We start from the raw sequence: 20,720 nt of genomic DNA, 5'->3' as shown, positions 1-20,720 counted from the left end.
TCAATAGACCCATGCACCGCCGAATCACCGGAAAGCTCGTCATCGCGACCCACAATCCCGGCAAGCTCGCCGAGATGAAGGAGCTGCTCGCGCCCTACGGCATCGAGGCGGTGTCGGCCGGTGAGCTCGGCCTCCCCGAGCCCGAAGAGACCGGCAACGACTTCCGCAGCAACGCCGCGATCAAGGCGATCGCGGCGGCGCAGGCGACCAGGCTCCCGTCTTTCGCCGATGATTCCGGCATCGTGGTCGACGCGCTCGACGGCGCGCCCGGCATCTACAGCGCGCGCTGGGCCGGTCCGAACAAGGATTTTGCCGCGGCGATGGCGCAGATCGAGCGCCTGTTGCAGGAGCGCGGCGCGACCGCGCCGGAGAAGCGCACCGCGCATTTCGTCTCCGCGCTCTGTGTCGCCTGGCCCGACGATCATCTCGAGGAGGTCGAGGCGCACGTCGACGGCACCTTGGTCTGGCCGCCGCGCGGTACCGCCGGCTTCGGTTATGATCCGATGTTCCTGCCCGACGGTCACAACCGCACCTTCGGCGAGATGACCAGCATCGAGAAGCACGGCCTGCCGCCGCTCGGCCTCGCCCTGTCGCACCGCGCCCGCGCCTTCGTGAAACTGGCGGAGATCTGCCTTGAGCCGCGCTAAGGAAGCCTTTGGCGTCTACGTGCACTGGCCGTTCTGCCTGTCGAAGTGCCCCTATTGCGACTTCAACAGCCATGTCCGCCACGCCGCGATTGACGAGGCGCGCTTTGCGTCCGCCTTCGCCCGCGAGATCGCAACGACCGCGCAGCGTTCGCCCGGCCGCGAGGTCACATCGATCTTCCTCGGTGGCGGCACGCCGTCACTGATGCAGCCCGCAACCGTCGGCGCGGTGCTCGATGCGATCGGCAAGCACTGGACCGTTGCCAGCGACGTCGAGGTGACCCTGGAGGCGAACCCGACCAGTGTCGAGGCCACGCGCTTTGCCGGCTATCGCGCCGCCGGCGTCAATCGCGTCTCGCTCGGCGTGCAGGCGCTGGACGATGCCTCGCTGAAGGCGCTTGGCCGCATGCACAGCGCGCGCGAGGCGCTCGACGCCGTCGCGATCGCACGCCGCTCGTTCGACCGTTATTCGTTCGACCTGATTTATGCCCGTCCCGACCAGACGCCGGCGATGTGGGCCGACGAGCTGCGTCTCGCAATCGACGAAGCCGCCGAGCATCTGTCGCTCTATCAACTGACGATCGAGGAAGGCACGCCGTTCTTCGGCCTGCACCAGGCCGGCAAATTGAAGACGCCGGACGAAGCCGTCGCGCGCGCGCTCTACGACGTCACGCAGGAGACCTGCGACAAGCTCGGCCTGCCCGCCTACGAGATTTCAAATCACGCGCGGCGCGGCGCCGAGTGCCGGCACAATCTGGTCTACTGGCGCGGCGACGAATATGCCGGCATCGGCCCCGGCGCGCATGGCCGCCTCGACATCGACGGTATCAGGCACGCCACCGCCACCGAGAAGCGCCCCGAAGCCTGGCTGATGCGGGTCGAGACCAACGGCCATGGCGTCGTCACCGACGATCTTCTCAACAGCGAAGAGCGCGCCGACGAATTCTTGCTGATGGGGTTGCGGCTCGCCGAGGGCATCGACCCCGAACGCTACAAGGCGCTCTCCGGCCGCCCGCTCGATCCCGGCCGCATCGCGCTGCTGCGCGAGGAAGGCGCGATCACCGTCGATGCGACAGGTCGGCTGCGCGTGACGAGCAGCGGATTCCCCGTGCTGGATGCGGTGGTTGCGGATCTGGCAGCGTAGCGAGGTCTCGTAGGGTGGGTTAGCCGAAGGCGTAACCCACCATGTTTCCGCGTACGCGGAACGCACTTGGTGGGTTACGCTTCGCTAACCCACCCTACGGCAGCGTGTTACGCCCCAAAACTCTTCGGCGAGCCCGCGACCGCAACACCGCCGCCGGTCGTCACCTTCATGACCGCGAGCCCGCGCTCGTTGGTGCCGTCCGCGCGGAAGCGGAACAGGCCGTCGATGCCGGCAAAGCCCGAAGGATTGGTGAGCACGTCGGGCGAAAAGCGCGTGGTGCCCTGCGTACGCGCGAGCGCGGCGACGAGCGCGACCGCGTCATAGGCCAGCGTCGCGGTACGGATCGGCTCGGCGCCGTATTTGGTGCGGTAGCGGCCGGAGAAGGCGCGGAAGCCGGCCGGGTCCGGCGCGGCGTAGAGACCGCCTTGCAGGTTCTGGCTCGCATAAACGCGCGGACTGTCCCACAGGCCGGTGCCGAGCAGCTGGATGTTGCGCAGATTCGCGCCCGCGGCAGTCATCGCATCGGCGACCGCAACCACGGCATCGCCGTCATCGGCAATGAACAGCGCATCCGCGCTGCCGAGCTGCTGCGCCACGGTCCGTGCCGGCGTGGCGCGATCGGCGCCGTATTTCTCGAACGCGACGATGCGGCCGCCGCGGCGCGGCACCGCCGCCTTCACCGCGGCCTCGACCACATTGCCATAGGCATTGTCGGGCACGAGCACGGCGACGGAGCGCTTTCCGATGCTGGCGGAATATTCGACGATGCGGTTGACGTCGGATTCCGGCAGGAAGCTCAGCAGATAGACGCCGCGGCCGGCAATGCTGGAATCGGTCGAGAACGCGATCACCGAGATGCCGCGCGTGCGGGCGACCTGCGCCACCGCCGGCACCGATTGCGCGAACAACGGCCCCAGGATGATCTCGGCACCTTCGTCGACCGCCTGCTGCGCGCCCTGTTGCGCGCCCTGCGGGCTGCCGTTGTCGTCCTTGATCAGGAGCTGGATGTTGGGATTCTGGAACTCGGCCAGCGCCATCTCGGCGGCGTTGCGCATCGACTGCGCGGCGAGGCCGGCATTGCCGGCCGCCGAGAGCGGCAGGATCACGGCAACCTTCACCCCGCCGCTGCCGGCGGTCGTGGCCTGTTGCGGCGGGCCTGCCGGCTGAGCCGGTGGCGGTGAGGAGCTGCTGAACGGGTTGGAAAACTGGCTGAGGCTCTGCTGCACGCCGGCGCAGGCCGACAGCAAGGGCGCACCGAGCAACAGGCCGAGCGCGCTCCGCCGCGTCGCCCCCGATATCGGGGGCCCCGGAACGGGAGACTCCTCGGGAGAGGGAGACCTGGAATTGCGCGGGCCCAGCATGGCAGCTCTTCTTCTGACCGGCCGTCTTCAGCAGGTCACACAACTTTTCCGCATCAGAACCCGCGGATTCAGGCATATTGTCGGCAAATAGTTAACTAAAACAAAAGGATAATGCTCGCTTAACGCGACCGCCCCTCAAGTCCGGCTAGCTGTCCACCGTCCGTCACCCAGCATCAAGGCGGCGTTTCCGCCGCGAATATGGCGCTGACTCTTCATTCCCTCTGCAATGTGATGCCGGATGGATCACATTCCAGTCTCCACGCCCCTCACCCAGGCACGATCTTTTTCGCAGGACCGGTTCCCAGCCCCAGGGATCATGCCTAAGTTCGTCTCATTATGCGCGCAAAGCCGACCCCGATAAATACACCTGAAACTACGGATCCCGCCTCGCGCGGTTTCTCCATCGACGCCCATCGGCTGACGGCGCCGAAGGCGGCGCCGGGTCTGTATCTGGTCGCGACCCCCATCGGCAATCTCGGCGACATCACGCTGCGCGCGCTTCAGACGCTCGCCGGCGTCGACATCATCGCCTGCGAGGACACCCGCATCACGCGGCGCCTGACCGAGCGCTACGCCATCGCGGCGCAGCTCAAGCAATATCACGAGCACAACGCGGAAGCGGCGCGTCCAAAAATCCTGGAGGCGCTTGCGGCAGGCGGCTCGGTCGCGCTGGTGTCGGATGCCGGCACGCCGCTGATCTCCGACCCCGGCTTCAAGCTGGTGCGCGAGGTCTGCGCCGCGGGCCATGCGGTCTACGCGCTGCCCGGCCCGTCCTCGGTGCTGGCGGCACTGTCGGTCGCCGCATTGCCGACCGACCGCTTCTTTTTCGAGGGCTTTCTGCCCGCGAAATCCGCTGCGCGCAGGTCGCGTCTCACCGAGCTCGCCCGCATCGATGCGACGCTGGTGATGTTCGACTCCGGCAACCGCGTGCAGGATACGCTGGCCGAGCTCGCCGAGATCATGGGGTCGCGCGAGGCCGCGATCTGCCGCGAATTGACGAAACTGCACGAGGAAATTTCGCGCGCGACGCTGCATGAGCTGGCGCGCGACGCCGCCACGCTGGAGACGCGCGGCGAATTCGTGCTGGTGATCGCGCCGCCTGCGGCGGACGCCGAGGTGCTGACGCCGGATGCGCTCGACGGTCTCCTACGCGAACAGCTCGCCGCGCACAGCGTCAAGGATGCCGTCGTGCATGCGGTCGCACTCTCGGGCCGGCCGCGCCGCGAGGTCTATGCCCGCGCGCTCGAGCTCGCAAAGGACCTGCGGGGCGGCAATGGCGAAGACTGACGGCCCGGCGGAACCGAAAGTCGCCTCGCCCGAACGCATCGCCGCGTTCCACACCGGCATTTCGGCCGAGAGCCGCGCCGCCGCCTATCTGATGGCAAAAGGCTACCGCATCCTCGCAAAGCGCTACCGCACCCCGCATGGCGAGATCGATATCGTGGCGCGCCGCCGCAATCTGATCGCCTTCGTCGAGGTCAAGGCCCGCGCGACGCTGGATGATGCCGCCTTCGCCGTGACGCCGCGCCAGCAGCAGCGCATCATCGACGCTGCGCAAGGCTGGCTCGTTGCGCATCCCGAGCATGCCGAATTCGAACTGCGATTCGACGCCATGCTGATTGCGCCGAAGCGACTTCCGCGCCATGTGTTGGCGGCATTCGACGCCTCGACCTGAAAGGCAGACCATGAAACTAAACGTCGCCGTCCAGATGGACCCCATCGCCCGCATCAACATCAAGGGCGATTCCACCTTCGCGCTGCTCCTGGAGGCGCAGAAGCGCGGCCACGGCCTGTCCTATTACACGCCCGACAAGCTCTCGATGGTCGGCGAGGAGATCGTCGCACCGGTCCAGCTCCTGACCGTGCGCGACGAGCCCGGCAATCACTTCACCCTGGGCGAGCCCAAACGCGAAGCGCTCAACGGCTTCGACGTGGTGCTGCTCCGCCAGGATCCGCCATTCGACCTCGCCTACATCACCTCGACGCACTTCCTGGAGCGCATCCATCCGAAGACGCTCGTCGTCAACGATCCCGCCTCGGTGCGCAACGCGCCGGAAAAACTGTTCGTGATGAACTTTCCGCAGCTGATGCCCCCGACCCTGATCTCGCGCGACCTCGATGAGATCAACGCCTTTCGCGACAAGCATGGCGCCGTCGTCATGAAGCCGCTGCACGGTCATGGCGGCGCAGCAGTGTTCCGCGTGATGCCGCAGGACATGAATTTCGGCTCGCTGTTCGACATGTTCTCGGTGACCTTCAAGGAGCCGTGGGTGATCCAGCAGTTCATCCCCGAGGTGAAGCACGGGGACAAGCGCATCATCCTCGTCAACGGCGAGTTCGCCGGCGCGGTGAACCGCGTGCCGGCCGCCGACGACCTCCGCTCCAACATGGTCCGCGGCGGCGCCGCGCAGGAGACCGAGCTCACGCCACGCGAGCGCGAGATCTGCGCGACCGTCGGACCGGCGCTACGCGAGCGTGGCCTGCTGTTCGTCGGCATCGACGTCATCAACGGCAATCTCACCGAGATCAACGTGACCTCGCCGACGGGCATCCGCGCCATCGCGCGGCTCGGCGGCCCTGACGTTGCGGCGAAGCTCTGGGACGTGATCGAGCAGAAGCGGAAGAAGTAGCAGCTGTCGTTACGCACGCTGTCTCTCCAACGTCGTCCCCGCGAACGCGGGGACCCATACCGCGGAATCCATCGATTGCGAACGGTCGGAGTACCGAACAACGGGTCTTCGCCAAATTTCTCCCTGGGGTTATGGGTCCCTGCGTTCGCAGGGACGACATCGGTTATGTGTTGCTTTGTTTCCGTCTCACCGCGATCGCGCATCACTAACCACCCATTCACCATGACGCCGCGCGCGTCATGCGAACGAACGAGCGACCACGCGTGATTCTACGGGGCCATTGGCCGACCGGATAACGCGACGTTCACCATCTGCCCAGAACGCGCGTCGTCACGGGCCATCACACTCGGCCTCGCAACACCCCTTATACTTTTACTCCCTACTCATCGACGCCGGGGAACCCGCCACGTGCGGTTCGAGTGCCCTGCGTAAGAGTAGAAGCGTATGAACACCGCACGCATTGTCGTTCTCGTCATCGCGCTGGGCGCCGGCGGCGTCGCTGCGTATCTGGCGAGCGGCTTCGACAACAAGCCCGCGCCCGCCCTTCCCGTCGCCGAAAAGCTGCCGACGGTCGAGGTCCTGATCGCGAAGAACGACATCCAGCTCGGCCAGGCCGTCAAGCCCGAGGATCTGCAATGGCAGTCCTGGCCGGCGGCGACCGCGAGCAGCGCTTTCATCCGCCGCGACAGCAGGCCCGAAGCCCAGACCCAGATCGCAGGCTCGATCGCGCGCGTGCCGTTGATGCAGGGCGAGCCGATCCGCGAGCAGAAGCTGGTGAGAGCCGAGGGCTCGGGCTTCATGGCCGCGATCCTGCCCTCCGGCATGCGAGCCGTCTCCACCGAGATTTCAGCCGAGACCGGCGCCGGCGGCTTCATCCTGCCGAACGACCGCGTCGACATCGTCCTGACGCGGCGCCTGAAGAATCCCGACGGCGCCAACGGCGCGACCGGCGGCAACGACCTGATCCTGTCCGAGGTCATCCTGAGCAACATCCGTGTGCTCGCGATCGACCAGGCGCCGAAAGAAAAAGACGGCCAGAACGCCGTGCTCGGCAAGACCGTCACACTCGAGCTCAAGCCGGAGCAGGTCGCGACGCTGTCGGCCTCGCGCCAGGGCGGCACGCTGACGCTCGCGCTGCGCAGCATCGCCGATGCCAACGCCGTCGACGGCACGCCCGACGACCAGGCGAACAAGCGTCCGGGCGGCGTGAACGTAATCCGTTACGGGGTGCAGGCACGGCAACTGACGTCACAGAAGTGATGATGGGGATACCATGAACTACGGGGATGATCGGACGGGCATGCGCATTCGGGGGAAGCGCGCACGCTCGTTCTGGACGGGGGCGATGCTGATGCTGGGGCTGGTCGCAGCTCCTGGCTGGAGCAGCGCCGCGGACGCGCCGGTCGGAGACCAGGCGCCGATGCAGGCACCGGATCTCGGCGTGTCGCCGGTTGCGACCGTCGCTCCGGCGCGAACACGCTCGCTGTCGCTCGGCGTCGGCAAATCGGTCGTCATCGACCTGCCGCGCGAGGTCAAGGATGTGCTGGTGGCCGATCCCAAGATCGCCAATGCTGTGATCCGCTCGTCGCAGCGCGCCTATATCATCGGCGGCCAGGTCGGCCAGACCAATGTCGTGTTCTTCACCGCCGACGGCCAGCAGGTCGCCTCCTACGACATCGCGGTGAAGCGCGACCTCAACGGCATGCGTACGGCGCTACGCCAGTCGCTGCCGGGCGTGCAGATCGAAGGCGTCGGCGAAAGCGTGATGCTGACCGGCTCGGTGTCGAGCCCGATCGAGGCCCAGCAGGCCGGCGACGTCGCCGCGAAGCTGGTCGGCGGCTCCGACAAGGTCGTCAACAACATCGTCGTGCGCGGCCGCGACCAGGTGATGCTCAAGGTCGTCGTCGGCGAAGTCCGCCGCGACATCGTCAAGCAGCTGGGCGTCGACCTCAGCGCCAGCCTGAATGCCGGCACCGCGGTCGTGAACTTCAACAATTCCAACCCGTTCTCGGTCAGCGGCGGACCGCTCGTCAGCAGCAACGGGCTTGGGGTCAGCGGCCTCGCCAAGGGCGTGGCCACCGTCAACGCCACGATGCGCGCGATGGAAAGCGCCGGTGTGATGCGGACCCTGGCCGAACCGAGCCTGACGGCGATCTCGGGTGAATCGGCGACCTTCATCGCCGGTGGCGAATTTCCGATCCCCGCAGGCTATTCCTGCGATCCGGTCACCCACGTCTGTACCACCCAGATCACCTACAAGAAGTTCGGCATCTCCCTGAACTTCACCCCGGTCGTGCTCAGCGAAGGCCGCATCAGCCTGCGGGTGATGACCGAGGTTTCGGAGCTGTCGAACCAGAACGCCATCTCCGTGACCCAGGCGGTGTCCTCGACCTCGACCAGCTCGATCACCATCCCGTCGATCCAGACCCGCCGCGCCGAAACCACGCTGGAGATTCCCTCCGGCGGCTCAATGGCGATGGCCGGCCTGATCCAGCAGCAGACCAAGCAGGCGATCAACGGCCTACCCGGCGTCGACCAGGTGCCGATCATCGGCGCGCTGTTCCGCAGCCAGGACTTCGTCAACAACGAGACCGAGCTGATGGTGATCGTGACGCCCTATGTGGTGCGCGCGGTCGCCCAGAAGGAATTGTCGCGGCCCGACGACGGCTTCGCGCCGGCGTCGGACGCCCAGACGGCGCTGCTCGGCCGCATGAACCGCCTCTATGGCATCGCGCGCCGCGTCGATCCGATCGACGGCAATCGCGCCGATTTCGGCTTCATCATCGACTGAGACGAACGGTTTGGGGACCGGGCAAGAAACGGGGCAAGAGGGGACAAAGCGATGACGAAGACGATCGCCGATCGACGTCGCAACCTGCGGATCGCGCTCGCGATGACGGGGCTCTCCGTCATGCTCGGCGCCTGCAACACCACCGGTGAGATCGTCACCCAGACGGTGCCGACCGACTATCGCCAGCGCCACCCGATCGCGGTGCAGGAAGCCAAGAAGTCGATCGTGATCTTCGTCGGCAAGGCCAGAGGCGGCCTCTCCGCCGCGCAGCACGCGGACGTCGCGGGCATCGCCCGGGACTGGGTGAGCGAAGGCACCGGTTCCGTCATCGTCGACGTGCCGGTCGACAGTGCGAATTCGCGCGCCGCGGCGGCGACCTATCGTGAAATCCGTTCGGTGCTCGCATCCGGCGGCGTGCCGTCGCGCGCCATCGTCCAGCATCCGTATCGCCCCGAGGATCCCGGCCTGCTGCCGACCATCCGCCTGAGCTATTCCAGGATCGCCGCGGTCGCCGGCCCCTGCGGGCTCTGGCCGGAAGACGTCGGCCCGTCGATCCTCGACCCCGGCTACAACGAGAACAGGCCGTACTTCAACCTGGGCTGCGCCACTCAGCGCAACCTCGCGGCAATGATCGACAACCCGGCCGACCTCGAGCAGCCGCGCGCCGAGACGCCGGTCTATACCGCACGTCGCGACATCGCCTTCGAGCGCTACCGCAAGGGCTCGACGACCGCGACCCCCTATCCCGAGGCCGACAAGGCCAAACTCAGCGACACCGGCAGATGACAGGCATCCACGACGAAGAAGCGGACGATCCGCGGCACCCCGAGGAACATATTGCACCGGTTCCTCGCATTTCGGTGCAGGCCTTTTGCGAGACCGAGCAGACGCTCACCGCCATGATGGCGGCCGGCGAAGACCGCCGTCTCGCCAAGGCACATCTCACCGCCAAGGGCGGCGGCCTTGCCGCGGCGATCGAAGTCTATGAGACGATGCCGACGCCGAACGTCATCGTGATCGAATCCGACGGCACACGCGATATCCTCGAAGGCCTCGACGATCTCGCCGGCGTCTGCGATCCCGGCACCCGCGTGGTCGTGATCGGCAACCCCAACGACACCGCGCCCTATCGCGAGCTGGTGCGCCGCGGCGTCAACGACTACGTGATGGGACCGGTCGAGACCCTCGACGTGGTGCGCTCGATCTGCAGCCTGTTCTCGGCGTCGGAAGCCATCATCACCGGCCGCGTCATCGCGGTGGTCGGCGCCAAGGGCGGCGTCGGCGCGTCCACGGTCGCACACAACGTGGCCTGGACCATCGCGCGCGACCTCGCGCTCGATTCCGTCGTGATCGATCTCGACCTTGCCTTCGGCACCGCGGGCCTCGACTACAACCAGGATCCGGCACAGGGCATCGCCAACGCGGTGCTGTCGCAAGACCGGCCTGACACGGCGCTGATGGAGCGCCTGCTCGCCAAGTGCACCGAGCGCCTCAGCCTCCTCGCCGCGCCTGCCACCCTTGACCGCGTCTACGATTTCGGCGCCGAAGCTTTCGACGCGATCTTCGACACGCTGCGCATGTCCACGCCCTGCATCGTGCTCGACGTTCCCCACCAATGGTCGGGCTGGACGCGCCGCGCGCTCGTGAACGCCGACGACATCGTGATCGTGGCCGAGCCCGATCTGGCCAATTTGCGCAACACCAAGAACATGCTCAGCGTGCTCAAGGCGGCACGACCGAACGACCGGCCCCCGCTGTACTGCATCAACCAGGTCGGCATGCACAAGCGGGCGGAGATCGAGGTCAAGGCGTTCGCCAAGACCATGGAGAGCCAGCCGATCGCGGTGATCCCGTTCGATTCGAAACTGTTCTCGACCGCGGCCAATAACGGCCAGATGATCGCGGAGGTCTCCAAGAGCCACCGCACCACGCTGCTGTTCCAGAACATGGCGAACCGCCTCGCCGGTCGCGGCGAGGTGAAGAAGCCGAAGCGCTCGCTGCTCGGACCGCTGCTCAGGAAGCTCAAGGGCAGGTCAAGCCGCGGGTCGGCCCCGCATCGCAAGGCGTCCTAGAAAATACAGGGCGGACTATCTGTCCGCCCGTTGCTGCTTCTTCGCCAGCAACTGCCGCAGCGCCGTGACCTTCGCCGCGGCCTGATCCGGCGGCAGGTCACCCTTCACGATGGTTTCGGCCTCGGCCTGCTTGCCTTGCAATCCTACGACGAGCGCGAGATTGGCGCGCACGCGGGCATCGGCGGGATTTCGCGCATTGGCGCGGCGCAGCGTTTCCTCGGCCCGCGGCAGATTGTTCTGGAGCATGTAGGACAGGCCGAGATTGGACAAAACCTGCGGCTCCTCGGGCACGATCTTCAGCGCGGTCGCATAATATTGCTGCGCCTCTTCGTTGCGGCCGAGCTGGTCGAGCGCTGCGCCTTGCGCCGACAGAATGCGCCAGTCCGGATCTTCAGGCGTATGCGCGCGGCTGAGCACATCGAAGGCCTGCTGGAAATTGCCGCTGTCGGCGAGCGCGCGGCCATAGCCGGCAAGCAGCGCCTTGTTGCTGGGATGATTGAGCACGGCCTGCTCCATCACCGCGACGGCCTGGGCGCGCTGGCCGGTCTCGCGCAGCGCCTTGCCGTATTCGAGGGCAACGTTGGGATCGCTCGGCTTGGCGCGATAGCGCTCGCGAAGGGCGTCCATGTCCGGCTTGGGGTCGGCCGTGGCGGCAGTTTCCGGCTTGCCGCCCAGGGCGCCGGTGACGTCCTCCAGACTCGTGGTCTGGCAGCCGCCGAGGGCGAGCACCAGAAGCGCGGAGAACAGATATCTCGCCGGGGGAGAGGCAAGGGACGAACGCTTGGGCATACTCTGATCACTCGGCGATTGATCAGAGATGCTTACCGATTAACGCTAAAGTCCCGTTAAGGACGCGGCCGCGACGACCTTAGTCGGTGAACTCGGCGCCGAATTCGCAGCCGATGCGCCAGCGCAGGCGGCATTGGCGGGAATAATCGGGCGCGAAGATGATGGTGAATTGCGGCGGCACTTCCAGAAACTCCGCCACGACTTTCACGCCGCCATCCGAGATATCCGTGATCGTGCAGTCCCGCGGCAGCGATCCCGCGCCAAAGTGAATCTTGGCGAGCCGGCTGCACACCCGACGTTCGCTTCTCCGGCGATTTGCAAGCATTTGAATTGTTCACCCGTTAGACCACGGCCCATCCCGCACCCTAGGAGTAGCGAACATTCGTTGGGATGTGCTGATGAGAGCCGCTCGCATTCGAGGCGTAGTGTCTGCGTGATGTTTACGACTGGTTAGGGATTTCCGGGCCCTTGAATCGTTCCCGTATTGTTCTTGCAGAAAAGGCCACGCTCTGCTACCCCTAATTGCACAAGAGGGCAGGCTGGTTCGGGCATGGTTCAGCGGGTTTCTACCGTCGCCTTTGAGGGGATCGAGGCCCGCTCGGTCGACGTGCAGGTGCAGGTCGCGCCGGGCCTGCCGGCCTTTGCCATCGTCGGCCTGCCGGACAAGGCGGTGTCGGAGGCCCGGGAACGCGTCCGCTCGGCGCTGATCGCCTCGGGGCTGGCGCTGCCGGCGCGGCGGATCATCGTCAATCTCGCGCCCGCCGACCTCCCGAAGGAGGGCAGCCACTACGACCTGCCGATCGCGCTCGGGCTGATGGCAGCGATCGGCGCGATTCCGCCGGATGCGCTGACCGGTTTTACTGTTCTCGGCGAGCTCGGTCTCGACGGCTCGATCGCGCCGGTGGCCGGCGTCTTGCCCGCCGCGATCGGCGCCAATGTGCGCGAGGAAGGCTTGATCTGTCCGGCGGCCTGCGGCTCGGAAGCCGCGTGGGCGAGCCCGGACATCCAGATCATTGCCGCAACTTCGCTGATCCAGATCGCCAACCATTTCAAGGGCACACAGGTGCTGTCGCGGCCCACGCCGAAAGTGCACGAGACGGTCACCTCCCCGCTCGATCTGCGCGACATCAAGGGCCAGGAAAGCGCCAAGCGCGCGCTGGAGATCGCAGCCGCCGGCGGACATCATCTGCTGATGATCGGTGCGCCCGGTGCCGGCAAGTCGATGCTGGCGGCGCGCCTGCCCTCGATCCTGCCGCCGCTGTCGCCCGGCGAACTGCTCGAAGTCTCGATGATCGCCTCCGTGGCCGGCGAGATCGAGGGCGGTGCGCTGACCGCGCGACGGCCGTTCCGCTCGCCGCATCACTCTGCGAGCATGGCCGCGCTCACCGGCGGCGGCATGCGCGCCAAGCCCGGCGAGATCTCGCTCGCGCATCAGGGTGTGCTGTTTCTCGACGAGCTGCCGGAATTCGATCCGCGCGTGCTGGATTCGCTGCGCCAGCCGCTGGAGAACGGCGAGGTCTCCGTCTCCCGCGCCAATCATCGCGTGACATATCCTGCGCGCTTCATGCTGGTCGCGGCGATGAATCCCTGCCGCTGCGGCAATGCGTTCGAGCCGGGCTATGCCTGCAAGCGCGGCCGCATCGACCGCTGCACCGGCGATTACCAGGCGCGCATCTCCGGTCCGCTGATGGACCGCATCGATTTGCGCATCGAGGTGCCCGCGGTGACCGCGGCCGACCTGATCCTGCCGCCGCCAGCCGAGGGCTCGGCCGAAGTCGCCGCGCGCGTGGCGGCGGCGCGCGACATCCAGCTCGCGCGTTACGCGGATGCGGGCCTGCCGCATGTCCGCACCAATGCCGAGGCGCCGGCCTCGGTGTTGGAAGAGATCGCAAGGCCGGATGCGCAGGGCCAGAAATTGCTGCGCGATGCCGCGGAGACCATGCGCCTGTCGGCGCGCGGCTATCACCGCGTGCTGCGGGTAGCGCGCACGCTCGCCGATCTCGACGGCGCCGAGAAGATCGGCCGGCTGCATCTCGCCGAGGCGCTGTCCTACCGCGCACTCGCGGAGGATGTGCGCCAGTTGGCGTGACCGCTTCGCGCGTCAACCCGGCGGTAACGAGTTTCCTTTACGCTCTGCAAACCATACGGCCCAAGAGCTCGTAAGCGAGTTCCCAAGAGCAGTTCACTCGGGCGTGGCGAGTAGCGTGTCATGTTGCGTTTCAAGATCCTGGCTTCGGTTGTTCCCCTGCTCGCGGCCGCGGTGTTCGCGCGCGGCGAGATCGGATCGGTCTCGCATCCCTGCATCGCGCTGGGCGACACCTCGGTCGAGCTCACATCCCTGTTCTGGACCGCCGGCGTCCATGTCGCCTTCACCGACGATCCGTCGCGGGCCACGGTGCGGGTCCGGATCACCGACGATGCCGACGAGGCAGACTTCGCGGTCGTCGACGACGGTCTCGGCTCCGAGCCCGACTCCTGCCGGGCCAATCCGGCGACGCGCCTCATCACGATTGCCGCGCAGCCGGTCGACGGCGGCCCGGTCATTTATCTTTCCACCGACGGTCCGGCCGATTATCGCATCTATGTGCGCTCGAAGACGTTCTCGCAGCGCGAAGCGGCCGCGCTGATCGTCGGCGCCCATGGCGGCCACCGCCCGCTCCCGCTCCAGGCCGCCTCGCTCTGACGCATTAAGAACTCGCTAACGCTGTTTGGAGGCCGAACCAAAGCCTCAAGCTGTTCGCAAGGTCGGCGAGACATCGTCGCACGCAGCGGCGGTGGGGTTTCGGACAAGAGTCGGGGTCGGTGGCGATGGGTCGGACGTTCCGGATCAAGGTGCGCATGCGCCGCTTCAGGCGACAGCATCCCCGCATCGCCTTCGCGATCCGCTCCTTCATGATCTTCTCGGCGACGTTCGGCGCCGCCTATGGTTTCGTCTCGGGCAGCCGGTCCGAGAATTCCGGCTACGATCCCAACGCATTCGCAATCGGCGCGAGCTTCCTGTTCGCGCTCGCCTGCCTCGGCCTCGCCACGCTCAGCATGCGGCTGCGCTTCGTCAACAAGCGGATGCGCACGCTGGCTGCCCACAACGAGGCGCTGATCGACCGCAATTGGGAGCTGAAGGAAGCGGAAGAACGCGCCCGCAGCCTGTTCGAACAGCAGGGCGATCTGATCGTGCTGCGCGACCATCAGGGCCGCATCAGCTTCGCCAACGACGCCTATTGCGCGCTCGCAGGACAGGCGCGCGGCGCGTTGGTCGGCACGCGCTTCGATTTCGACGTGCTGGAACAGGGCGACGGCGCCCGCGAAAGCAGCGGCACGCGCGTCCACGACCAGAAGATCGCAACCCCGCTCGGCGCGCGCTGGATCGCCTGGCGCGAAGGCTATGTCCGCCTCGACGCCGGCCAGCCCGCCGAATTGCAGAGCGTCGGACGCGACGTCACCGACCGCACCGAGACCGAGCGCGCGCTGTCGGACGCGCGCGACCAGGCCGATGCCGCCAACCGTGCCAAGTCGCGCTTCCTGGCGATGGCCTCGCACGAGATCCGCACCCCGCTCAACGGCATCATCGGCATGGGCGGCCTCCTGCTCGACACCACGCTGACGCCGGAGCAGACGACCTATGCCAGGGCGGTGAAAACCTCCGGCGAGGCGCTGATGGCGCTGATCGAGGAGCTGCTCGACTATTCCAAGATCGAAGCCGGCAAGCTCGATCTCGAGCAGCGCCCCTTCGCGCTCTCGACCCTGATCGAGGAGATCACCGAGCTGCTCGCGCCGCGCGCGCAGGCAAAGAAGCTCGAGATCGCCGCCTATGTCGACGAGCGCCTGCCGCTCGAGGTGGTCGGCGATGCCGCGCGGCTGCGCCAGGTGCTGCTCAACCTCGCCGGCAACGCCATCAAGTTCACCGCGAGCGGCGGCGTCGCGCTGATCGTCGAACCCGGCATCTGGCCGAACGAGATCAGCTTCCTCGTCCGCGACACCGGCATCGGCATCGCAGCCGAAGCGCGGACACGCATCTTCCGCGAGTTCGAGCAGGCCGACGAACGCATCGCTCGCACCTATGGCGGCACCGGGCTCGGCCTTCCGATCAGCGAACGCATCGTCAAGCGCATGGGCGGCCGCATCACCCTGGAGAGCGAGCCGGGCAAGGGCTCGACCTTCGAGGTCGCGATCCCGCTTGCGCCATCGCAAACCGGCGCGGGACAGACGGCGTTCCCAAGCCCCGATCTCACCGGCAAGTCGATCCTCCTGATCGCCGACGGTATCGAGGCCTCGCTGATCGCGCGGCGCCTGGAGCGCTGGGGCGGCCAGACCTGCATGGTCGCGGATGCGGCCGTCGCCGAAGCGCTGCTGCCGGAACGTTCTTGGCATGCCGTGCTGATCGATCGTGCGATCGGTCCTGCCATTGCCGATCATCTCGGCGAGGTGGCCCGCACGCACGCGCTGCAGCGGCTCGTGCTGCTGACGTCGAGCTCGCGCCATGAGAAGCTTTCGCCGGCCTTTACCGGCTTCCTGGTGAAGCCGCTGCGCGCGGCCTCGCTCGCTGCACGCCTCGCGCAGACGCCGGAGGTCGCCTCGCCCGAGCTCGCGCCGGAGCCGCCGGCTGACTCCGCCAGCGCAGGACCGGTGAAAGGCCTGTCGATCCTCGTTGCGGAGGATAACGAGATCAACGCGCTGCTGATGCGCTCGCTGCTGACCAAGCTCGGCCACCGCGTCGTTATCGCCGTCCAGGGTGCGGCCGCGCTGGAATCCTGGCTTGCGGCATCATCGGCCGGCACGCCCTACGACCTCGTGCTGATGGACATCCAGATGCCGCAGCTCGACGGTATCGAGGCGACCAAACGCATCCGCGCCCATGAGGCCGCCACCGGCGGCCACCACACGCCGATCCTGGCGCTCACCGCCAACACGCTGGTGGAGGATCGCTATGCCTGTTTCGAGGCCGGCATGAACGGATTTCTGATCAAGCCGCTCGATCGCGAGAAGCTGGACGAGGCACTGGCCGGGCTCGCGGCGTCACGGCATCTGGCGGTATAGCGGCAATCGACGCTGCCGTAGGGTGGATTAGCGAAGCGTACTCCACCAACTTCGCTCCGCAATTGCGGAAGCATGGTGGGTTACGCCGTGCGAACTGCGCTTTGCGCAGTCGCAGGGCTAACCCACCCTACGAAGCTACAGCCTTCGCAGCGCCACGCTCGCCACAGTATGGTCCGCGCCCTTCTTCAGGATCAGCGTCGCGCGGGGGCGGGTCGGCAGGATGTTGTCCTCGAGGTTGGCGAGGTTGGTGCGCTCCCAGATCGCGATCGCGGTGGCGGTGGCCTCCTCGTCCGACAACAGCGCATAGCGGTTGAAGTAGGATTTTGGATTGGTGAACGCGGTGTCACGCAGCGCCAGGAAGCGCTTGATGTACCATTGCCGCAGCGCCGCCTCGTCGGCGTCGATATAGACCGAGAAATCGAAGAAGTCGGAGACGACCGGCACCGCCTTGCCGTCGCGCGGCAGCTTGCCGGTTTGCAGCACGTTGACGCCCTCGACGATCAGGATGTCGGGCTGGTCGACCTCGGCCCACTGGTTCGGCACGATGTCGTAGGTCAGATGCGAATAGACCGGCGCGCGCACATGACGGCGGCCGGACTTGATGTCGGAGAGAAAGCCGAGCAGCAGCGGCAGATCATAGCTCTCGGGAAAACCCTTCTTCTGCATGATGCCCTGCCGCTCGAGCACGGCGTTGGGATACAGAAATCCGTCGGTGGTGATCAGCTCGACCTTCGGGCGCGGCGACCAGCGCGCCAGCAGCGCCTGGAGCACGCGGGCGGTGGTCGATTTTCCGACCGCGACCGAGCCGGCGACGCCGATGATGTAGGGCACCTTGCGATCGCGGATGTCGAGGAACTGGCGCTCCGCGTAATACAGCCGCTGCATCGCATCGACATAGATCGAGAGGAGGCGCGACAGCGGCAGATAAATGTCCTCGACCTCCTGCAAGTCCAGGCGATCGTGCAGTGAGCGCAGCCGGTCGAACTCGCCTGGCTCCAAGGTCATTGGCGTGTCGTCACGCAGTCGCGACCATTGCTCGCGCGTATAGACGCGGTACGGATTATACTGCTGCTCGGGTGCGCGGATATCCATGACGCGACCTTTCCGTTGGGGCGTACTAGCCCTTACGCGAAGCTTTCTCTTCCAACCCTGACATCGAGGTCCGCTTGTCCAGCGCGGCCTCGACCTCTTCCAGCTTTACGCCTCGCGCCTTGAGCAGCACAAGGAAGTGGTAGAGCAGGTCGGCACTCTCGGCGATCAGATGCGCGCGATCGTTTTCGACTGCTGCGATTACGGTTTCGACTGCTTCCTCACCGAACTTCTTGGCGCAATGCTCGGCACCCTTGTCCAGGAGCTTGCGGGTATAGGACGCTTCGCCGCCGGCCGCCGCGCGGGCGTCGATGGTCTCGGCCAGATCGTGGATCGTGAAACGCGGCATCGGAATTACTCAGAAACACGCTTGGCAGCACACTTGGCCACGGAGGCCATTCCCCGCCAGCCTGTGTAGCATTTTTATGAACGGGAGTCGTCAGGCATCGAGGCGCATGGCCAGTCCGCGCCGGGCCATGTGCTCCTTGGCTTCGCGGATGGTGAATTCGCCGAAATGGAAGATCGAGGCGGCGAGCACGGCCGTGGCGTGGCCGTCGCGGATGCCGTCGACGAGATGATCAAGATTGCCGACGCCGCCCGAGGCGATCACGGGGACGGGAACGCTGTCGGCGATCGCCCGGGTCAGCGGGATGTCAAAGCCCTGCCGGGTCCCGTCGCGGTCCATGGAAGTGAGCAGAATTTCACCAGCGCCGAGCGAGACCACTTCCTGGGCATATTCGATGGCATCGATGCCGGTCGAGTTGCGCCCGCCATGGGTGAAGATCTCCCAGCGGTCGCCGCCCGGCCGCTTCACCCGCTTGGCGTCGATCGCAACCACCACGCACTGCTCGCCGAACTTCTCGGCGGCTTCCTTGACGAACTCGCGCCGCGACACCGCGGCGCTGTTGATCGAGACCTTGTCGGCGCCGGCACGCAGCAGCGTCTTGATGTCGTTGACCTCACGCACGCCGCCGCCGACTGTCACGGGCATGAAGCAGGCCTCCGCCGTGCGCCGGACCACGTCCAGCATGATGCCGCGGTTCTCATGGGTCGCGGTGATGTCGAGGAAGGTGAGCTCGTCGGCACCGGCGGCGTCATAGGCGATCGCGGCTTCGACGGGATCACCGGCGTCGCGCAAATCGACAAAGTTGACGCCCTTGACGACCCGTCCGTCCTTGACGTCGAGGCAGGGGATCACGCGCACCTTGAACATCTGTCAGCTCCTGCGCGCATCGCGGATCAAGGTGAGCGCCGCGGCCGGATCGAGCCGGCCGTCATACAGCGCGCGGCCTGCGATCGCGCCGGCGAGCTTTTTCGCCCGGGGCGCCAGCATCGCCTTGACGTCGTCGATCGAGGCGAGGCCGCCGGAGGCGATCACGGGGATCGAGATGGCGTCGGCCAGCGCAATGGTCGCGTCGAGATTCAATCCCTTCAGCAGGCCGTCGCGCGCGATGTCGGTGAAGATGATGGCGGCGACGCCGGCATCCTCGAAGCGCTGTGCGATCTCGAGCACCGTCACCTGCGAGGTCTCGGCCCAGCCTTCGACGGCGACCTTGCCGTCGCGCGCGTCGAGCCCGACCGCAACGCGGCCGGGGAATTTCCTTGCAGCCGCCTTCACCAGTTCAGGGTCGCGCACCGCGGCGGTGCCGATGATGACGCGGGTGATGCCCTTGTCGAGCCAGGCTTCGACGGTGGCGAGATCGCGAATGCCGCCGCCGAGCTGCACCGGGATCTTGAGCGTCTTGAGCATCACCTCGACCGCCTGCGCATTCACCGGCTTGCCGGCAAAGGCGCCGTCGAGATCGACGACGTGGAGATACTCGAAGCCCTGTTCGACAAAGCTCTGCGCCTGCGCGGCGGGATTGAGGTTGAACACGGTCGCGCGCGCCATGTCGCCTTGCTCGAGGCGCACGCACTGGCCGTTCTTGAGGTCGATCGCGGGAAAGAGAATCACGGTTTCCATCGCAAAAAGTTCGAGATCAGGGCCAGGCCGAAACGCTGGCTCTTCTCGGGGTGGAATTGGGTGCCGATGGCGGTGTCCTTCGCGACGATCGCGGTGACGGGCCCGCCGTAGTCGGCACGCGCGAGCACGTCCGCCTCGTTGGCAGCGTTGAGGTGGTAGGAGTGCACGAAATAAGCGTGCTGCCCCTTGGGGCCGAGCGGCAACTTGTTCAGCACCGGATGCTCGCGCAGCATGTCGAGCGTATTCCAGCCCATGTGCGGGATCTTCAGGCTCTCGTCGCGCGGCGTGATCTTCTCGACGTCGCCGCCGATCCAGTTCAGGCCGTCCGTCGTGACATGCTCCTTGCCGCGGCTCGCCATCAGCTGCATGCCGACGCAGATACCGAAGAAGGGCCGCGCCTTGACGCGCACCGCTTCGGTGATCGCCTCGACCATGCCGTTCACGGCGTCGAGACCGCGCCGGCAATCGGCAAAGGCGCCGACGCCCGGCAGCACCAGACGGTCGGCGCTGTACGCCTGATCCGGATCGCTGGTGACGAAGACCTTCTGCGGAGTCTCCAGGCTGCGCGCGGCGCGCTCGAACGCCTTGGCGGCGGAATGCAGGTTACCGGAACCGTAATCGATGATGGCGACGCTCACCTTGACCCTCCCGGTTCCGGAAACAATCCAATGATGCCGCCGGCCGGCAGTGGCGGCGGGTTCGAGAATTGCTGACCCGGCACGCTGCGGGTCGGCGGCGGACCACCGCGATCGACGGCCCATTGATCGTTGACGATGCCTTGCTGCTTCTGGCTCCAGCGCTCGAAGAAGCGGCGCTCGGCGGTATCCTCGTCGTCCGCGACGACAACATCGAGCTGCCGCCATTTTCCGCGCGACAGCGTCCAACGGCGGAGGCTCGAGGCCTCAAAGCCCATCAAGAGCGCGACGATCATGTTGGCAAAGAAGATCGCACTACGGCCAACGCCGAGGCTATGCAGCCCCGCATCGAACGCAGCGAGGAAAATCAGCCAGCCGATCAGCGCAAGCCAGAGCCTGTTCCAGAGTAGCCAGAACGGGCCGAAGATCATCGCCCAGAAATGGAAGCCGTCGCGCACGAACACGAACTTGTCGGTCGCGCGCAGATCGGCTCCGGCAGGGGAGGGAGCATGAACTGTGTAGACAGGCATGGTGATGCCCCGTTCTCTAAATTCAGTGATACCGCAAG

21 protein-coding genes are annotated in these 20,720 nt (G+C 66.4%); 12 read left to right on the top strand and 9 right to left on the bottom strand.

Annotated features, from left to right (window positions below):
* Positions 1-11 precede the first annotated feature (11 nt).
* Positions 12-647, top strand: a complete 636-nt coding sequence (gene rdgB, locus NLM25_RS01830) for an RdgB/HAM1 family non-canonical purine NTP pyrophosphatase (RefSeq protein ID WP_254135816.1) — start codon at positions 12-14, stop codon at positions 645-647.
* Positions 634-1,788: a radical SAM family heme chaperone HemW gene (gene hemW, locus NLM25_RS01825; protein ID WP_254135815.1), complete on the top strand. Its 1,155-nt coding sequence runs from the start codon at positions 634-636 to the stop codon at positions 1,786-1,788. The genes rdgB and hemW overlap by 14 nt, the downstream gene beginning before the upstream one ends.
* Before the next feature lie 107 nt (positions 1,789-1,895).
* On the opposite strand, the gene NLM25_RS01820 is transcribed toward hemW, so the two are convergent.
* The gene (locus NLM25_RS01820) at positions 1,896-3,149 is read right to left on the bottom strand and encodes a penicillin-binding protein activator (protein ID WP_254135814.1); all 1,254 of its coding nucleotides are present in this window, start codon (positions 3,147-3,149) and stop codon (positions 1,896-1,898) included.
* A 336-nt stretch (positions 3,150-3,485) separates the two neighbouring features.
* On the opposite strand from NLM25_RS01820, the gene rsmI reads away from it, so the two are divergent.
* The 7 genes from rsmI (at position 3,486) to NLM25_RS01785 (ending at position 10,642) form a co-directional block, all read left to right on the top strand.
* Complete coding sequence (gene rsmI, locus NLM25_RS01815; RefSeq protein WP_254135813.1) at positions 3,486-4,436, top strand: 16S rRNA (cytidine(1402)-2'-O)-methyltransferase; 951 nt, start codon at positions 3,486-3,488, stop codon at positions 4,434-4,436.
* The gene (locus tag NLM25_RS01810) at positions 4,423-4,824 is read left to right on the top strand and encodes a YraN family protein (RefSeq protein WP_254114792.1); all 402 of its coding nucleotides are present in this window, start codon (positions 4,423-4,425) and stop codon (positions 4,822-4,824) included. The genes rsmI and NLM25_RS01810 overlap by 14 nt, the downstream gene beginning before the upstream one ends.
* A gap of 10 nt (positions 4,825-4,834) precedes the next feature.
* Entirely contained in the window at positions 4,835-5,779 is a 945-nt protein-coding gene (gene gshB, locus NLM25_RS01805; protein ID WP_254114793.1) for a glutathione synthase, read from the top strand.
* 444 nt (positions 5,780-6,223) lie between these two features.
* Complete coding sequence (gene cpaB, locus NLM25_RS01800) at positions 6,224-7,039, top strand: Flp pilus assembly protein CpaB (protein WP_254135812.1); 816 nt, start codon at positions 6,224-6,226, stop codon at positions 7,037-7,039.
* Positions 7,040-7,052: 13 nt separating this feature from the next.
* Positions 7,053-8,570, top strand: a complete 1,518-nt coding sequence (locus tag NLM25_RS01795; RefSeq protein ID WP_254135811.1) for a type II and III secretion system protein family protein — start codon at positions 7,053-7,055, stop codon at positions 8,568-8,570.
* A gap of 51 nt (positions 8,571-8,621) precedes the next feature.
* Positions 8,622-9,356, top strand: a complete 735-nt coding sequence (locus tag NLM25_RS01790; protein ID WP_254135810.1) for a CpaD family pilus assembly protein — start codon at positions 8,622-8,624, stop codon at positions 9,354-9,356.
* Positions 9,353-10,642, top strand: coding sequence for an AAA family ATPase (locus NLM25_RS01785; RefSeq protein ID WP_254135809.1), 1,290 nt, complete (start codon positions 9,353-9,355; stop codon positions 10,640-10,642). The genes NLM25_RS01790 and NLM25_RS01785 overlap by 4 nt, the downstream gene beginning before the upstream one ends.
* A gap of 15 nt (positions 10,643-10,657) precedes the next feature.
* Here the strand turns inward: NLM25_RS01785 and NLM25_RS01780 are convergent, their stop codons facing one another.
* Both NLM25_RS01780 and NLM25_RS01775 read right to left on the bottom strand, forming a co-directional pair.
* A complete protein-coding gene (locus NLM25_RS01780; RefSeq protein ID WP_254114798.1) occupies positions 10,658-11,431 on the bottom strand; it encodes a tetratricopeptide repeat protein in 774 nt (257 codons plus the stop codon).
* A gap of 79 nt (positions 11,432-11,510) precedes the next feature.
* Positions 11,511-11,756: a PilZ domain-containing protein gene (locus tag NLM25_RS01775; RefSeq protein ID WP_011083489.1), complete on the bottom strand. Its 246-nt coding sequence runs from the start codon at positions 11,754-11,756 to the stop codon at positions 11,511-11,513.
* 225 nt (positions 11,757-11,981) lie between these two features.
* On the opposite strand from NLM25_RS01775, the gene NLM25_RS01770 reads away from it, so the two are divergent.
* From NLM25_RS01770 to NLM25_RS01760, 3 genes are all read left to right on the top strand, one after another.
* On the top strand, positions 11,982-13,520 hold the full coding sequence (locus NLM25_RS01770; protein WP_254135808.1) for a YifB family Mg chelatase-like AAA ATPase: 1,539 nt from the start codon (positions 11,982-11,984) through the stop codon (positions 13,518-13,520).
* Positions 13,521-13,640: 120 nt separating this feature from the next.
* Positions 13,641-14,114, top strand: a complete 474-nt coding sequence (locus tag NLM25_RS01765) for a hypothetical protein (RefSeq protein ID WP_254135807.1) — start codon at positions 13,641-13,643, stop codon at positions 14,112-14,114.
* Positions 14,115-14,239: 125 nt separating this feature from the next.
* Positions 14,240-16,465 (top strand): ATP-binding protein, encoded by a 2,226-nt coding sequence (locus NLM25_RS01760; protein WP_254135806.1) that lies wholly within the window; start codon positions 14,240-14,242, stop codon positions 16,463-16,465.
* Positions 16,466-16,600: 135 nt separating this feature from the next.
* On the opposite strand, the gene coaA is transcribed toward NLM25_RS01760, so the two are convergent.
* The 6 genes from coaA to NLM25_RS01730 form a co-directional block, all read right to left on the bottom strand.
* Positions 16,601-17,557, bottom strand: coding sequence for a type I pantothenate kinase (coaA, locus tag NLM25_RS01755; RefSeq protein ID WP_254114807.1), 957 nt, complete (start codon positions 17,555-17,557; stop codon positions 16,601-16,603).
* A 25-nt stretch (positions 17,558-17,582) separates the two neighbouring features.
* Entirely contained in the window at positions 17,583-17,903 is a 321-nt protein-coding gene (locus NLM25_RS01750; protein ID WP_254114808.1) for a phosphoribosyl-ATP diphosphatase, read from the bottom strand.
* A gap of 90 nt (positions 17,904-17,993) precedes the next feature.
* Positions 17,994-18,767, bottom strand: coding sequence for an imidazole glycerol phosphate synthase subunit HisF (gene hisF / locus NLM25_RS01745; RefSeq protein ID WP_027561669.1), 774 nt, complete (start codon positions 18,765-18,767; stop codon positions 17,994-17,996).
* Between the two features lie 3 nt (positions 18,768-18,770).
* Positions 18,771-19,517 (bottom strand): 1-(5-phosphoribosyl)-5-[(5-phosphoribosylamino)methylideneamino]imidazole-4-carboxamide isomerase, encoded by a 747-nt coding sequence (gene hisA, locus NLM25_RS01740; RefSeq protein ID WP_254135805.1) that lies wholly within the window; start codon positions 19,515-19,517, stop codon positions 18,771-18,773.
* Complete coding sequence (hisH, locus tag NLM25_RS01735; protein ID WP_254135804.1) at positions 19,505-20,155, bottom strand: imidazole glycerol phosphate synthase subunit HisH; 651 nt, start codon at positions 20,153-20,155, stop codon at positions 19,505-19,507. Before hisH ends, hisA begins: the two co-directional genes overlap by 13 nt.
* A complete protein-coding gene (locus NLM25_RS01730) occupies positions 20,152-20,682 on the bottom strand; it encodes a DUF2628 domain-containing protein (RefSeq protein WP_254114812.1) in 531 nt (176 codons plus the stop codon). The genes hisH and NLM25_RS01730 overlap by 4 nt, the downstream gene beginning before the upstream one ends.
* Positions 20,683-20,720 lie beyond the last annotated feature (38 nt).

It is taken from the genome of Bradyrhizobium sp. CCGB01 (assembly GCF_024199795.1).
Lineage (GTDB): Bacteria > Pseudomonadota > Alphaproteobacteria > Rhizobiales > Xanthobacteraceae > Bradyrhizobium.
The sequence above is the reverse complement of the archived record's forward strand: the minus strand, read 5'-3'. Positions and strand labels throughout refer to the sequence as shown.